Origin of the sequence: Chitinophaga sp. 22308 (assembly GCF_052045305.1) — a bacterium.
In the GTDB taxonomy this organism is placed as follows: domain Bacteria; phylum Bacteroidota; class Bacteroidia; order Chitinophagales; family Chitinophagaceae; genus Chitinophaga; species Chitinophaga varians_A.
In genome coordinates, this window is sequence record NZ_JBQEOP010000008.1 from 276,433 (window position 1) to 292,044 (window position 15,612).

The 15,612-nt window shown below is 52.8% G+C and carries 10 protein-coding genes; 5 read left to right on the forward strand and 5 right to left on the reverse strand.

Annotation, left to right across the window (positions count from 1 at the left end; all coding sequences use genetic code 11):
• Nucleotides 1-121: 121 nt before the first annotated feature.
• Nucleotides 122-547, reverse strand: coding sequence for a MarR family winged helix-turn-helix transcriptional regulator (locus ACTJJS_RS29530; protein WP_440667230.1), 426 nt, complete (start codon nucleotides 545-547; stop codon nucleotides 122-124).
• Nucleotides 548-603: 56 nt separating this feature from the next.
• Between ACTJJS_RS29530 and ACTJJS_RS29535 the strand changes: the two genes are divergently transcribed.
• Entirely contained in the window at nucleotides 604-2,856 is a 2,253-nt protein-coding gene (locus ACTJJS_RS29535) for an ATP-binding cassette domain-containing protein (RefSeq protein WP_440667232.1), read from the forward strand.
• An 8-nt stretch (nucleotides 2,857-2,864) separates the two neighbouring features.
• On the opposite strand, the gene ACTJJS_RS29540 is transcribed toward ACTJJS_RS29535, so the two are convergent.
• The gene (locus ACTJJS_RS29540) at nucleotides 2,865-3,041 is read right to left on the reverse strand and encodes a pyridoxine 5'-phosphate oxidase C-terminal domain-containing protein (protein WP_440667234.1); all 177 of its coding nucleotides are present in this window, start codon (nucleotides 3,039-3,041) and stop codon (nucleotides 2,865-2,867) included.
• A 166-nt stretch (nucleotides 3,042-3,207) separates the two neighbouring features.
• Between ACTJJS_RS29540 and ACTJJS_RS29545 the strand changes: the two genes are divergently transcribed.
• From ACTJJS_RS29545 to ACTJJS_RS29560, 4 genes are all read left to right on the forward strand, one after another.
• Nucleotides 3,208-3,576, forward strand: a complete 369-nt coding sequence (locus ACTJJS_RS29545; protein WP_440667236.1) for a hypothetical protein — start codon at nucleotides 3,208-3,210, stop codon at nucleotides 3,574-3,576.
• Between the two features lie 219 nt (nucleotides 3,577-3,795).
• Entirely contained in the window at nucleotides 3,796-4,965 is a 1,170-nt protein-coding gene (locus tag ACTJJS_RS29550) for a cytochrome P450 (RefSeq protein WP_440667238.1), read from the forward strand.
• Nucleotides 4,966-5,132: 167 nt separating this feature from the next.
• Entirely contained in the window at nucleotides 5,133-6,035 is a 903-nt protein-coding gene (locus ACTJJS_RS29555) for an SDR family oxidoreductase (protein ID WP_440667240.1), read from the forward strand.
• Between the two features lie 59 nt (nucleotides 6,036-6,094).
• Nucleotides 6,095-7,015 carry a helix-turn-helix domain-containing protein gene (locus ACTJJS_RS29560; RefSeq protein ID WP_440667242.1) on the forward strand — a complete coding sequence of 307 codons (921 nt, stop codon included), beginning with the start codon at nucleotides 6,095-6,097 and terminating at the stop codon, nucleotides 7,013-7,015.
• A gap of 41 nt (nucleotides 7,016-7,056) precedes the next feature.
• Here the strand turns inward: ACTJJS_RS29560 and ACTJJS_RS29565 are convergent, their stop codons facing one another.
• From ACTJJS_RS29565 to ACTJJS_RS29575, 3 genes are all read right to left on the reverse strand, one after another.
• Nucleotides 7,057-10,470, reverse strand: coding sequence for a carbohydrate-binding protein (locus ACTJJS_RS29565; protein WP_440667244.1), 3,414 nt, complete (start codon nucleotides 10,468-10,470; stop codon nucleotides 7,057-7,059).
• A gap of 212 nt (nucleotides 10,471-10,682) precedes the next feature.
• Complete coding sequence (locus tag ACTJJS_RS29570) at nucleotides 10,683-12,152, reverse strand: RagB/SusD family nutrient uptake outer membrane protein (RefSeq protein WP_440667245.1); 1,470 nt, start codon at nucleotides 12,150-12,152, stop codon at nucleotides 10,683-10,685.
• An 11-nt stretch (nucleotides 12,153-12,163) separates the two neighbouring features.
• Nucleotides 12,164-15,436, reverse strand: coding sequence for a TonB-dependent receptor (locus ACTJJS_RS29575; RefSeq protein WP_440667247.1), 3,273 nt, complete (start codon nucleotides 15,434-15,436; stop codon nucleotides 12,164-12,166).
• Between the last annotated feature and the right edge of the window lie 176 nt (nucleotides 15,437-15,612).

Sequence of the window (15,612 nt, forward strand, 5' to 3'; positions counted from 1 at the left end):
TTTTGAATACCGCGGGTGTACCGGACATATAACGGCGTTCAAAATCATTCGGCTTAACGGTTTTTATTTTCATATGTCAGATGGCAATACTTCCAAACGACACCTGAACAACGTTTTACCCCTACTCTTCCTTCAATACGTCCACCACTTTACGCAGGATGCGGGTAAATTGTTCCAGCTCGCTTTTGGGGAGCATGCCGCTGATCCGGGTTGTCACGCTGTGGCGTTGGTTTTCTGAGCCATTTACCAGCTGTTTGCCTTTACCGGTCACTTCCAGCAGAAAATTACGACGGTCTTCCTGCAGCTGCTTTTGTACCAGCAGTTTTTTCTCCAGCAGCAGTTTTACATGCCGGGAGATGGCTGGTGCGCTGATATGGAATTTCTGCGCCAGCGTTTTGGCGGTGGCCGGACCGTTGCGGTACAGGTATTCCACGATGTTGTAATGTGTGGCGCCGACCCCGTTAAAATCGCCGTTGTTGACCTGCGCAATCACATAACACTGGAAATCGGTATAGGTATCGAAAAAGGCCTTTTGTGCTTTTTCCATGTTGGAAATTTATTTAACTTCGTTAACTATTCACAAAGTTAATAAAAAGTTAGCTCATGAATCCGATAAAGATCACCGGTGCCCGTCAGCACAACCTGAAGAACCTGACCCTGGAAATTCCCAAGAACAAGATCACTGTTTTCACTGGTGTGTCCGGATCGGGGAAGTCTTCGCTGGTATTCAGGACCATCGGCGCCGAGGCGCAGCGGCAGATGAGCGAAATGCAGCACAGCTTCGTGCGCAGCAGGATGGAGCACCTGGGCGTGCCGGATGTGGACAGCATCGGGCACCTTAACGTACCGGTGATCATTAATCAGAAACGTTTAGGCGGCAACGTGCGTTCCACCGTAGGGACCGCCACAGACATCTATACTTCGCTACGGCTGTTGTTTTCACGCGTAGGCAAGCCCTTTGTGGGATACGCCAATATTTTCTCGTTCAACCATCCGCAGGGCATGTGCCCGGTTTGCAGCGGCATCGGGCAAACACGGCAGATAGACATCAACCGGTTGATAGATACCCGTAAATCACTGAATGAAGGGGCCATCCTCTTCCCTACCTTCCAGCCTGGTGGCTACCGCTGGCTGCGGTATACCGCGTCAGGCTATTTCGACAACGATAAAAAACTCGCCGACTATACGGAGGACGAATGGCAAATGCTGCTGCATGCCGAAGAACATGTGCCGCCCAATCCTTCTTCCCAATGGGGCAAAACGGTGCGTTACACCGGTATCATTCCCCGGCTGGAAAGGGATATCCTAAAAAAAGATTCCAAAGAGCTGCGCCTGCGGGAGAAAGAAATCAGCCGGATAGTAAAGGAGCAGTCCTGCCCCGCCTGCCACGGCAAGCGGCTCAACGAAAAAGTGCTTTCCTGCAAAATAGCCGGCCACGATATCGCCGACTGTGCCGCCATGCCGGTCGATGAGCTGCTGGCGTTTATCCAGCCCATTCAGGCGCCCGGATATGAAACCATTATAGCTGAACTGGTGAAAAAACTTCAGCATATGATCACCATCGGCCTCGGATACCTTACCCTCGACCGGGTAACGCCCACGCTCTCCGGCGGGGAATCGCAGCGTATTAAAATGGTGCGGCACCTGGACAGCAGCCTCGAGAACCTCCTGTATATTTTCGATGAACCCAGTATAGGACTGCATCCCAAAGACCTGGACAATATATCCCGCATCATTCAAAAGATCAGGGACAAGGGCAATACCGTATTGCTGGTGGAGCATGACCCTGACCTTATCCGCATCGCTGACCATGTGATGGACATGGGGCCCGGATCAGGCACTCATGGCGGCGAAATCGTTTATCAGGGCAGCTTTGGCGGCCTACGTAAAAGTACCGGCAAAACCGGCCGCTATTTCGCCCGGCATAAAACATTCAACCAGCATCCGCGTACATTTGCAGAAACACTGACTATCCGCCATGCACGGCTGCACAACCTGCAAAACGTTACCGTGCAGGTCCCGCTGCAGGTGCTCACCGTTGTTACCGGCGTGGCCGGCTCCGGCAAAAGCACGCTGATCAGTGAAGTGCTGCCGCAACAGCATCCGGACATTACGTTGATCGACCAGTCAGGCATTGCCGGGCATTCCAAATCCAACCTGCTTACCTACCTCGGTATTTCCGATATCATCCGCAACCTGTTTGCCCATGCCAACGGTGTTAGCAATAAACTGTTTAGCCGTAATAGTGAGGGCGCCTGTCCCAACTGCAAAGGCCTCGGCATGGAAAAAATTGACCTGGCGTTTATGGACGATATAGAAATGCCCTGTGAAGTCTGCGGTGGCAGCGGCTTCCGCCCGGAAGTACTGGCATACCGCTATCGCCACAAGTCCATCGCTGATGTGATGTCCCTCACGGTGGAAGAAGCCACCATATTTTTTGCGGAGCAACCGGAGCTTCACCGTCACTTCACCATGCTGCAGGACCTCGGCATGGATTACCTCACTCTCGGCCAACGGCTGGACACCTTCTCCGGCGGGGAGTTGCAACGGTTGAAATTGAGCACGCAACTAAAAGGGGAACATTCCATTGTAGTCCTGGACGAGCCCAGTACCGGCCTGCATCCCGCTGACACGGAAAAACTGCTCGCACTGTTCAACAAACTGATAGCTGCCGGCCACACCCTGATCGTCATTGAACACAACCTGGACATTATCGCCTGTGCCGACTGGATCATCGATATGGGGCCAGGAGCCGGTAAAGACGGTGGGCGTCTGACGTTTGAAGGAACGGTGGCCGACCTGTTGAAGGGACCTGGCACACCAACGGCGACGTACCTACGAAAATATCTTGCATAGCATACTTGCTAAGGCTGCAGTTTTTTCACCGACCGTTGGCCATCTACCTGTTCGTACAACGTACGGTCATGAAAACGGGCGTTACTAAACACCAAAAAATCAATGCGTACCGGTACAATACCGTAAGCGCCCCAGTTATGCGGCCGCCTGACGCTTGTAATTTCCTGTATGGTTATTACTGACACAAGCTCATTTTCGATGGTTACTGGTTAATTTCTTTCCGCGAATATTAGCTAAGGTAATCAGACATATTATACGCCATTTGGCTGCTACTGCATACCATTCCCCTTTCGTAGCTTTACACACAGCAGACTGGAGTCCCGACCATTTACAACCTCAAAATATTGTTATATGAAAACACTCATCTGTATACTCACTGTATTATTGTTAGTGAGTGCCACTCCTTCTTCTTCAGAAAAAAAAGCTAAAGCCATTAGTGGCAGCGTCACTTTACATGCCTGGTTTTATCATGCCAGTTCCGGCGCCTTTATAGATATCTGTGCCCTGCCGATATGGATGCCGCAGGCGCACGTATGGGGCGATACTACCGTCAGTATCAACTGCCCGTCCAGCTCGGTGGTGGTGGAAGTCACCGAAGGACAAACCGTTTCCTGCTCAGTGGCGCTTAACCTGAAAACCAATATCCTCGCCAGTTACCCGCATGTTGTAGACGCGGATAATATCGGCGCCGGATCAATTGATTTGATCGTTCCCATGTAACTGTTAGCTGTTTTCTCTTCGCCGGCCACTGGTGCAAGTGATATCGTTTTGACGCGCAGGATACATCCGCCACCGTTAGCCGGACCGGGGACGTCTCTATTTTTTTCGCTACAGAGGGGGCCCCTGAGAACAGTGTATGGACAACAACCTTAGGCATCCGGAAAAAGGAATTTGCAGCAATTCCGCAGTGTGGAACAGTAACTTTACCAAAACAAAAAGATGTTCTCTGCTACTGTCCTTGATCCGGCGCCCTGGTACCATCAGATGCGCGCCGAAAACCCGGTTTACTTTGATCCGGAATTCACCTTTTTCTACGGCGCCAAAGGCTCATGGCTGCTATTTACCTATGATGACGTGAAATGGGCGTTAAGCGACCCTGAAACATTTTCCAGTGAATACCTTCCCACATCCGGCGAAGATCTCCTGGGAGCCACCATATTCGCGACAGATCCTCCACGTCACAGAAAAATGCGCGCGCTGGTGACGAAAGCCTTTTCACCGGCAACTATTTCCAGAATGGAACCCTGGCTGTATGACCAATGCCATCAACTGATAGCGCCCTGGCTGGAATCGGGGGAGATGGACTTTGTCAGCGCCGTTGCAGCCCCGCTACCCAGCCTCGTTATCTCCCGCTTACTTGGCGCGCCAAAAGAAAGCGGGCCATTGGTGACCTCCTGGGGAAAAACTCTCAGCGGCGATCCCAGAGCGATTGGTATGGAAGTATATTACCAGACCATGAAAGAGATGAGCGACTTCCTTTCCCAGCTCATCGCTGAGCGGGCAGTCCGGCCACAGGAAGACCTGATCACCGATCTGTTGCAGGCGGAAGTGGACGGCGAGAAACTCACAGACAAGGAAATACTGGCCACCTGTATTACGGTGCTCAGCGCCGGAAGTGAAACCACCGAATCATGGCTCACCAGCGCCCTTCATCTGTTTATCCAGCATCCAACACTACAAAAGCATCTCGCCACCCATACCGCAGATCTTCCCAAAGCACTGACAGAGGCTATGCGCTTCAGGTCGCCGGTAATGGCGATGCCCCGCAGGGCAACCCGTGACATCACACTTCGTGGTCAGACCATCCCGAAAGACAGCCTTGTAAACCTCTGCATCGGCGCGGCCAATCTGGACCCAGCCGCCTTCCCTGATCCTGATAATTTCGATATCAACAGGGACAACTCCAGGATGCTGAGCTTCGGCCACGGTATCCACTATTGCATCGGTTCCATGCTCGCCAGGCTGGAAACCCGCATAGCCTTTGAAGTACTGTTCAAACACATGCAGCACATACGAATAAAACCAGGCGCGACTATCGTAAGAACACCCAGCACCATTGTGTACAGCTATCAGGAACTACCCATCGTATTTGATCTGTCTTCCTTATAACCGGCACCACCACCGGCACATTACACTTCATATCCACGCTGGAAAAGAATGGCGGCCGTTACTGACGGCTGATATTTTGTGCCTCGTTTTTGGCTACAACATCACGCGTTCCGGCTACAAATACCAATTCATTTGTGTTCACCTTTGTGAAACAAAAACAAAACAAGATGAAAGTATTTGTAACGGGAGCCACCGGATTTATTGGCTCCGCTGTAGTGAAAGAGTTACTGGCAGCAGGTCATGAAGTTACAGGCCTCGCCCGCTCTGAAGAAGCGGCCCAAAAGGTGGCCGCGCTTGGCGCCAAAGTACACCGCGGCGATATCACCGACACCGCCAGCCTTCAGTCAGGCGCTGCCGCGGCCGACGGTATTATCCACACCGGCTTTATCCATGACTTCAGCCGCTTTGCGGAAATGTGTGCCCTGGATGGAAAAGCAATTGACGCGATGGGCGAAGTACTCATCGGCTCCCAACGTCCGATCATCATTACTGGCGGCACCGGCGTTATTGTGGGAGACAGGGTGGTGACGGAAAACGACGGTGTTGAAGACCAGTCCCATCCCCGCGCGGAAACAGAAAGGGCGGTGGAAAGAATAGTGGCCAAAGGCGTACGCGCTTCCGTGGTGAGGCTCCCTCCCCTCTGCCACGGCACAGGCGACACGCATGGTTTTCTTCCTATTCTGGCAGGGCTCGCCAAAGAAAAGGGCCGTTCTGCCATGATCAACGGAGGCACCAATATATGGCCGGCAGTACACCGCCTGGACGCGGCAAGGCTGTACCGCCTGGCACTGGAAAGCAACCCGGCAGGCGGCACCCGCTTTCATGCAGTAGCGGAAGAAAACAATGCCTTCAAAACCGTTGCCACCACTATCGGCGAAAGAATGCACCTGCCGGTCGTTTCCCTTAACCCGGAGGAAGCGGCCGCACACTTTGGCTGGTTTGCGCATTTTGCCAAATTCAACAACCGGGTATCTGCGGACATCACCAAAAAAACACTGGGCTGGAATCCCGTACATCCTACCCTGGCCGAAGACATGGCAGCAGACGTGTATTTCCCCGCAAAAAAATAAAAACGGTACCTTCACCTACAGGCGGCATGACCGCCTGTAGGTTGTTAATTGATGAAACCATGAGCACACCTGTCCACATCAAAACCATCTCGGAATTTCATGCGCTGCGCGGGCTGCCCAGCCCTAAACACCCGCTGATCAGCGTGATCAATTTTGATGATGTAAAAAATGAGTTTGAAAAAGGAACAGAAAGCCTTGTCTTCGATTTTTATTCCATCTCCGTTAAACGGGGTATGAACCACCGGTACCGGTACGGGCAACAAGACTATGACTTCAACGAAGGGGTGATGTTTTTTATGGCCCCCCATCAGGTGCTCACCATTGAAATAGACGAAGAAAACCATCCGCCCACCGGCTGGTCGCTGTTCATACATCCCGATTTCTTCTGGAACACCCCACTGGCAGCCACTATCCGGAAATACGACTTCTTCGGCTATGCCGTACATGAAGCCCTCTTTCTTTCCGAAGACGAGGAGCTGAAAATCCAACAGATCATTGACAATATCCGGCAGGAATATCTTACCAGCATCGACCAGTTCAGCCAAAGCATCATCATATCCCAGCTCGAAACGCTGCTGAACTACGCCGACCGCTTTTATCAGCGGCAGTTCATTACGCGCAACAAGGCCAACCACCTGGTACTGGAGCAGCTGGAAAAACTGCTGGATCATTATTTTGAAACAGATGACCTAAACAGCAAAGGGCTTCCGACAGTCCAGTATATCTCCGACCAACTGCATATGTCGCCCACCTATTTGCGCAGCCTCCTCAAAATGCTGACAGGACAAAATACGCAACAGCTTATCCATCAGAAGGTGATTGACAAAGCCATGGAAAAGCTCAGCACCACCAATTTGACGGTCAGCGAAATTGCCTATGAGCTGGGCTTTGAACATTCACAATCGTTCAACAAATTTTTCAAAAAGAAAACCAATATAACACCGACGGAGTTTAAACAACGTTTCCATCGGTCCGGCTAAAAAGAAAAAGAGACGCTGTTAAACAGCGTCTCTTTTTCTTTTTAGATTTTTATGATTGGGAAAGTCTTCGTTTGCCGCTCCCCTTCCAGTCTCAGTATATAACTGCCCGCGGGCAGCGAACTGATGTCCCGGCTGATTTGCCGCTCCCCTTTCGGGATGTTCCATTGTCGCAACACATTGCCACGTATATCCATCAGCGTTAGCCTTGTATAGGACAGGCCCCGCAGGTCTATAGACAGTTGCCCGTTAGTAGGATTAGGATAAAGGACAGGCCCTTTGGCGTCTGTTGTCTCCGGCGCCGGATATTCCGCTTTGTTGTAAGCCATCCGTGCTGCAGGCTCGCTTACCGCGCAGTTGTCGAGACTGAACCAGTTGAACTTCAGCGTGGTGCCCGACAAAATATGCACGCCGGTATAATTAAGCGCCGGCAGGCGGATGGTGTCTGTAATTGTTTTCCAGATGCCGCCGGTAGACGGTATGCTGATGGTATCGAATTTAAAGGTGCTATGCCCTATCCATATTTTGACAGGTGCGGTGGTCATCACCCTGAAGCTGATGGTATACCTGCCGGCGACAGGCACGTTCAGGTTGCTGTAGGCAAACCAGTCGCCTGCTTTCAGGTTGGTAAAATCCTGTCCGCCGCCTGTGTCCGTGCAGGTTTCCAGTACCGGGCCGGTGGCGCGGTTGGAAGCACTTTCGGCTTCATACTTGTCGTTAACGGTGCAGGTATAATCGGTCGTTACTGCTGCTGTGGCTGATAAGGAGCCGCTGGCAGCGGTCACGGTGTAGGTGCCGGGCGTGGTGCCGGCGGTAAATACGCCGTTTGTGTCGATGGCATTGCCGGTGCCGTCCACGCTCCATACCGGTTTAAAAACGAAGGGATTGTTGCGCTGGTCGTAACCCTTTGCCACGAACTGTTGCGATGCGCGCAACGGCACTGTAACGGAGGCAGGTGTCAGTTCAATACGCGTCAGCGTCGGTGGCGCCACTACATGTACGATTGCGGTATCACTGACTGTTCCGGAGGTGGCCAGCACCAGGTAATCACCGGCAGTGCTGCCGGTAAACAGCCCGCTGGTGTTGATACTACCGCCTACGCCCTGTACTGACCATACCGGCGTAACGGTGAACTGGCTGCTGTCCTGGCCATAGCCGGTGGCGGTGAACTGCTGCGTCTGACCGGTATTGATCGTGGCACTGTCGGGCTTTATCACCACGCGCGACAACGGCACCGAGTCCGCCCGGATGATGCTCAGCCAGTTGAAATTCCAGCCGTCCTTATTGGCCACAATACGCAGTGTTTGCTGTCCCTGTTCCAGTCGTATAGGCGCTGACGTGACAGTGGTCCATTTCTGCCATCCGCCGCTGGCGGGAAGGTCTACCGTTTGCAGAGTGGTCGTGTCCGACTGTATGCGAAGACTGGAAGCGCCGTTGACCGCTACCCTGAACTGTATCCGGTAGGTGTCGCTGCGAGGTACTTCTATGTCGTATTCAAACCAGGTATTGGTACCGATGTAACTTACGTCCAGGCCGCCGCCTACATCAGAGCAGGGTTCTGTATTGTTGTTGTTGCTGTTGTCAAAACTTTCGGCTTGTATCTTCACCGGTATCAGTTTATAATTGGCCGGCCGCAGGGTAACGAAGGCAACGCCGGTTTTAGTAGTGGTATCTACAGTAGCCGTTACCGTTACCTTTCCTGAATTATTCAGTGTGGCCAGTCCATTGGCGGTAATGGTGTTGCCAGCGCCTGTGATGCCCCAGGTGGGCGTAATGGTCATCGGGTACCCGTTCTGGTCAAGCGCTTTAAAGGTATACTGTTGCTGTTTTCCGGGCAGGAAGGACATGTCCGCCGGCGTCACCATAATGGTGTCCAGCACCGGCGTGCCCAGGCCTTTCTGGTATACGCGGGCATAGTCTACCTGCATACTGTCGGGCCAGTCGGCCTCCGTGATAGCACCGCCCATGCCCCCGCCAATGGCCAGGTTGAGGATGAGGTGGAATTTCTGGTCGAAAGGCCAGTCTTTCCAGTCGGTATGCGGATTGGGATATGTGAGCACCTGCATGGTATCGTACCGGAAGCGGATGGTATCAGGCCCCCACTCCATCGCATATACGTGGTAGGTAGTATCTGCGTCCATCAGTTTTTTGGAGTTGCTGACGCCACCACCATTGGTCCAGTTGTGGTTCTGTGTATGGACGGTGGACAATACTGTTCCGAAGTTATTGCCTACATGTTCCATGATATCCAGCTCGCCGCTTTTAGGCCATCCGCCGTAGGCGCTGGTGGTGGGCATCAGCCAGATGGCCGGCCAGGAGCCACGGGCACGGGGCAGCTTCGCCCGTACTTCTATTTTACCATAGAGGAAATCGAATTTGTTTTGTGTGATAAGCCTGCCTGACGACCAGGGTTCTGTGGTATTGCCGGTAGGGAAATCTTTTTTTCCGGTGATGACCAGCCGCCCGTTTCTCACGCGGGCATTGTCATGGGTGGTATCGGTATATACCTGTTGTTCTCCGTTGATCCAACCTTTGGGACGTGCGTCCACGGTCCATTTGGTACGGTCCGGCTGGCCGTCGGTATTAAATTCGTCGGCAAACACCAGCGTCCAGTTGGGATTGCCATCAAACACCACGTTGCCTTTTGCCGTATAGCTGGTCACGTTGGCCGTGGTCAGTTCAGCGCCGGCAACCAGGAGTTTAAGGGCAGTACGGGAATAGTTGGCCGGAGAATTGCCGCTGAGCGTAATACTTGCCGTGGTGTCATTCACCCGCTGAACACCGCTGACAGTTACGCCCGGCGGCAAATTCACGGCCGACCAGTTGGCAGCGGTCAGCGTGGGTTTCAGGACACCTCCTTTTACCTGGGCAGTGATAACGGCGCCGTTCTCGTGCCCCATCTGAATGCTGGTGTCTTTCAACACAATGGCGGTGGGATTCGGACCCTGTAACAGATCGAAATACAGGATGCCGTTGGCTTTCTTTCCATCGATGTACTGAATGGCGATGGTATTAAAATCCGTCCGGTTTTTTACGCTCTGGAAATTATAGGTTGCTTCCTCCCAGTGGTTCACCCGCGAAGGTTTGAAGGTAAAGAAGACAGCCTTGCTGTAATTAGTGCCCGGTTGCAGTTTGAACATGATCTCGTCCAGCGTGGTGGCATAGACCAGCATTTTGAATGTGCTGTTAGTGGCGAGATCAAAAGAGTCTCTCAGAGAACATGACGCGCTCATGTACTCAAAGCAGGAAGTGTCTTTGGTGAATTTGGCCACCAGCGGACTGGTGTTCAGTCCGGACGGATTGGGATTGGGCACTCCGAATTCTACTTTGCCGGTAGTGGTGTTGCCGGCGTAGTACGTCCATTTGCCGGAGCAGGGGCCGTGGCCTTCCATGTCGTCCAGCAGGAGATATTGTGCATGCAGCGTGTTGCACAACAAACAAACAGGCAGCAGTAACAAAGGGATTTTTTTCCATCGGTTGCACCAAATTTGCAACAGAAGGGCTGTACGTCGCAAAGGGTATCCCTTGCGAGCGCCGGATTTTGGTTTGCTCGTTTTCATAACGTTTCGTTTTAGGGTGGATGGCCGGCACAGCTAAGTGCAGTACCGGCAGGGTTCTTCGGATTTTGGATGTTGGATAAGAAGAAACGGGAGCTTTATTCGTCTACAGGTCATAAATTAGGGTTTACTGCCGCGTCTGCGCCGGGTATGGGCATCCAGTAGTTTGCTTTGGTGATGTTACCGGCCGGCAGCAGGTCGCCCGCCGCCTTGTTGGCATTGGCAGCTTCCACCTGCTCCAGTCTCACCAGGTCAAACCAGCGGTTCCATTCTCCGGCAAACTCCCAGGCGCGTTCATTTACCACGGCGGCGACAAAATCAGCACCTGCCATGCCGCCTGGCAGATCAGGCAAACCCGCCCGTTGCCGCACGGCATTAATAGCCGTGTAGGCATCTCCGTTAGGCGTGCCGGTGGCACGGGCCTGCGCCTCGGCATAGATCAGCAGCACATGGGCATAACGCATCATGATGACAGGGTTATTTGACATGTACACGGCTTTCTGCCCCGACTGTATCGTGAACTTTTTATAATAGGGATGTTTGGTAGTGGTTTGTTGCCACGGGACCACCGTGCCGTTGCTCAGCGTGAACTGGGTGCTGAAAGTTGCATCTTTCCGGGGGCCGGCAGGAAAGTTGTTGAAGAAATTCAGCTCCGGGAAAAAATCGCTCCACCCGCCTTCGTCTTCCGGCATGGTAGACAGCCCGTAAAATGAATTGTAGGTCACCCAGTTGCCACGCGTGAAAAGCGTGAACACGTCTTCCACAGTCCCGCCCACAAATATCTTCAGGTAGCCACCGGTATAAAGATCAAAACCATAAACTGTTTTATTGTCTATCACCTCTTTCGCCTTTGCCGCCGCCAGCGCGTATTTCGACTGGTCTTTCAGCGGCCACCCTGCTTCGGTGAGATATACGTCCGCCAACAAGGCTTTGGCAGAACCTTTGTTGGGCCGTCCGGAGCTTCGCCTGGTATTGGGTATCCATTCTTCCGCCCTTTTCAGGTCGGCTTCTATCAGTGGATAGATGTCCGCGGGTTTGCTCTTTTTCAGGTTCAGGTATTCCGGGGTATATTTTTCGGAAGGGATGACCGGCACTTCGCCCCACAGCCGTGTGAGCCAGTAGTAGGACAACGCCCGCAGATAACTGGCTTCGCCCACCATCGCGCGGATGGTGTCCTGATTGCCGTCCAGCACCTTGTTATAGTTGTTGATGATATTGGTAGTGGCCTGGATAGTTTTGTAACAGCCCAGCCAGATGGGGTTCATCCTGCTGTTCAGCGATGATACATTGAAGCGGTCAAACTCGCGGAACTCTTCCTTGTTGGAGCCGGGATGCGTGGTGAGGTCATCACTGCCCATGGTCATCGCAATCTGTGATACCGTGGTAAAACCGCTGGTCCATGGCACCAGCAGGCTGCCATAGGCCCCGGAAAGCACCGTCTCCAGGCCCGTCTGGCTGCTCATGGCGTCATCTCCGGCCACCAGCCCTTTGGGGCTTTCTGTCAGCTCCTTGCTGCATCCTGCTGCCAGCACAAGGAAAGACAACAGATATATCACGTATTTCATGTAAAATCGTCTAATCATAACAGTTAGATTTAAAAGCTCAGCGTTACTCCGCCGGTAATGGTCTTTGCGTTCGGATAAGTACCAAAGTCGATACCCTGACGGATATCTCCTGCAGAGGAGCTGCTTTCCGGATCTATACCGGAGTAGTTGGTGATCGTGAAAAGATTGGTGGCGCTCACGAAGACCTTCACGCCCAACGTATTTTTCAGTGCCGTTTTAGGTATATCATAAGCCAGGCTGACATTTTTCAGGCGCAGAAAATCTCCTTTCTCCAGGAAACGGCTGCTCTGTGTGAAGTTGCGGTTGGTGGTGCTGAAGGCCGGTATATCGGATGTTTCATTCACACCGGGAATGTAGCGGTCTTTAATTTCCTGCAGGGTAGCTTCACGGGCGTCGCCACCGTAATACATGGCCGCCGCCTTGTTGTAGTTCAGCCGGTCGAAGCCAAAGAGGCCCTGGAACAGCAGGTTCAGCGTAAAACGTTTATACGTCACCGTATTGTTCCAGCCGATGGAGGTAGTGGGTATACCAGTGCCGATCACGTGGTAATCGCTGGCATCGATGGTACCGTTGTTGTCTACATCGAGGTAACGGGAATCGCCTGCTTTGGCGCCGTATAGCGCGGCCTTGTCATCGCCGGGCTTCCAGGTGCCGAGATAAGTGAGGCCCCATATGGCGCCGAGGGACTGGCCGGGCATTACCACAAATTCTGATTGCGGCGACATGCCGCCACCGATTTTGCGGTTGTTGGGATCAAAGATGCGGGTTTTGCCTTCGCCGAGCGAGATCACTTTGTTTTTCACGAAAGAGACGTTGAACCCTGCGTTCCAGTTCACTGCTCCACTGTTGATCACATCGCCTTCCACGGCAAACTCCCAGCCTTTGTTCTGCACGGCGCCCACGTTACGGGTAATGGAATTACCGCCAAGGTACATAGGCAGGTTTTCCTGCAAGAGCAGGTCGCGCGTGTCTTTTACAAAATAATCCACGGTAACGGCTACCCGTCCTTTCAGCAGCCCGATGTCGAGGCCGATGTCCTTTTGTTCGGTGGTTTCCCACTTAAGGCCTGGATTGCCGATGTTACCCATCACAAGCCCTACCACATGCGTGCTGTTGTTGAAAGATGCCGGTATATTAGAATAGGATGAAAGGGTGCTGTAAGGGCTGATGGCCTGATTGCCCGTGAGCCCCCAGCTGCCACGCAGTTTCAGGTTGCTGATGCCCCGCGCCTGCTGCATAAATGGTTCATTGCTGACTACCCATCCTGCGGAAACAGAAGGGAAATAGCTGTATTTATTACTGCCCTGGAATTTGGAAGAGCCATCCCGCCGCAGGGCTGCGGAGAGGAGGTATTTATCGTTGTACGCGTAGTTCGCGCGGCCTACCAGCGAGAACAATGCCCATTTCGAGTAGCCGGAACCGGGAGAACCGGGAGTTCCGAGAGCGAGGTTGTTCCACTGGAAATTTTCATAAGTGAGATTGGTAGCGCCGGCGGATGAATAATTGTAGGTTGACTGCTGGTATTCCGCTACTGCAGTGATGTCCAGGCTGTGTACCTTGTTAAACACCTTTCTGTAATTCAGCATATTGGTGTTCTGCAAAACAATTTCCTTGTTGGACCTGATAGCTGCGCTGGACACGTTATTATTAGTGATCTTTCCCCCGAAGTTTTTGTCTTCGTACTGGAGATAGTTGGCGCCGTATTGCACGTTGAAGGTCAGTCCGGGCAGGATGTCGAACTTAAACCCGCCGATCATGTTGGCCAGCATCCTGTCCCTGATATTGATCCTGTTGACGGTGAGTGCTACCGGGTTATAAAACAGGGAGCCAACGGGATCGCTGACCACGAAAGTGCCGTCCGGATTGTATACCGGTGTGGTGGGCGCCCAGGTGAGCGCCTGTGCCAGCGGGCTGCTGGGACCATCGGGCGGTATGTCCGCATTCTGTGCCGTGCTATAGGAACCGGTGATGTTCAGAAATGTGGAAACGACATTGGAGAGCCGGGCGTTGATATTGGAACGCAGGGTGTACCGTTTGTAAAAAGAGTTATTGATCACACCGTCCTGGTTGAGATAGTTACCGGAGATGAAATAACCGCTCTTGTCTGTTCCTCCGGAGAGACTGAGCAGGTACTCCTGCGCCGGCGCTGTCCGGAATATTTCATTCTGCCAGTTGGTACCACCTTTAGCGCGGAAGTCCGCGATCTGCGCGTCGGTGAATTTGGGCGTGGTACCTACTGCTACCGCGTGAGCGTTGGCCGTTTCCGCAAAGTCGGCCGCATTCAGCAGGTCCAGTTTTTTGATGACGGTGGAGGAAGACAGGCGTGTTGTGAAGTTCAGCTTCAGCCCACCTTTACCGCCTTTTTTGGTGGTGATGAGGATAACGCCGTTGGCGCCACGGCTACCGTAAATGGCTGTAGCGGCGGCATCTTTCAGCACCTGGATGGACGCAATGTCGTCCGGGTTGATAGCGAAAAACTCTGCACCGACAAAGCCGTCCACCACATAGAGCGGGTCATTGCTGCCGTTGATGGAATTGGAGCCACGGATGCGGATACGCACGCCGCCACCGGGCGATCCGGCGGAATTGGTCACCTGCACGCCGGTAGCACGCCCCTGCAATACCTGGTCGAGCCGGTTCACAGGCGCATCTTTAAAATCTTTGGACGTAATGGAAGAGATGGCATTGGTCAGCGTTCCTTTCTTTTGCTCACCATAACCTACCACCACCAGCTCGTTGATATTGGAAGCGGATGGTTGCAGGGCGACAGACAGCTCTTTTTTACCGTTGACAGGTATCTCCATTTTGTTATAGCCCAGGGAAGATACCACCAGCACGGCGTTGCCGTCAGGCACCGTGATCGCATACTCGCCTTTTACGTTGGTCACCACGCCTTTGGCCGTGCCTTTCACCTGTATGGTGACACCGGGCAGCGGCACGCCTTTTTCATCGGTGATGGTCCCTCTTACCTCCTGTTCAACCGGAGCAACCATCTCAGTGGTGACGGGCTTGCGTTTGACGATGACCACCTTATCGGCGATGCTATAGGTAAAGGGTTGCCCGCTAAAACAGGCTTCCAGCGCGCTTTTCAGCGAAGCATTTTTCAATTGCAGGTCCACCCTCCGCTCCTGCAGCATTTGTTCATCGGTATACAGGAAAGTATAGCCCGTCTGTTTCCGGATCTCCTGGAAGACCTTGTCCAGTGGCACATTACGTTGGGAGAGGGTAACTGTTTGAGAATACCCGGCCGCATGTACCTGCAGCAGGGCAACGGTCATTAGCAGCACCGTTAATTTCATCATCAGTAACGTTTTTTTCGATAATCGTGGAAATTTTTTGTCCCACGCGGCAGCACGACGCCGCCTGCTTTGGGAAAAAAGCATCAATTGCATACATTTGTATGGTTAGGGTAAGTAATGAATAATTGCCGTAAGCGATTGTACATACAGGACCTGACGTGACCGGGAGCGGTACCAGC

Bases quoted from the DNA above. Each gene is read 5' to 3' on its own strand.
- ACTJJS_RS29530 (WP_440667230.1), bottom strand. From the start codon at position 547: ATGGAAAAAGCACAAAAGGCCTTTTTCGATACCTATACCGATTTCCAG.
- ACTJJS_RS29535 (WP_440667232.1), top strand. From the start codon at position 604: ATGAATCCGATAAAGATCACCGGTGCCCGTCAGCACAACCTGAAGAAC.
- ACTJJS_RS29545 (WP_440667236.1), top strand. From the start codon at position 3,208: ATGAAAACACTCATCTGTATACTCACTGTATTATTGTTAGTGAGTGCC.
- ACTJJS_RS29550 (WP_440667238.1), top strand. From the start codon at position 3,796: ATGTTCTCTGCTACTGTCCTTGATCCGGCGCCCTGGTACCATCAGATG.
- ACTJJS_RS29555 (WP_440667240.1), top strand. From the start codon at position 5,133: ATGAAAGTATTTGTAACGGGAGCCACCGGATTTATTGGCTCCGCTGTA.
- ACTJJS_RS29560 (WP_440667242.1), top strand. From the start codon at position 6,095: ATGAGCACACCTGTCCACATCAAAACCATCTCGGAATTTCATGCGCTG.
- ACTJJS_RS29570 (WP_440667245.1), bottom strand. From the start codon at position 12,152: ATGATTAGACGATTTTACATGAAATACGTGATATATCTGTTGTCTTTC.
- ACTJJS_RS29575 (WP_440667247.1), bottom strand. From the start codon at position 15,436: ATGATGAAATTAACGGTGCTGCTAATGACCGTTGCCCTGCTGCAGGTA.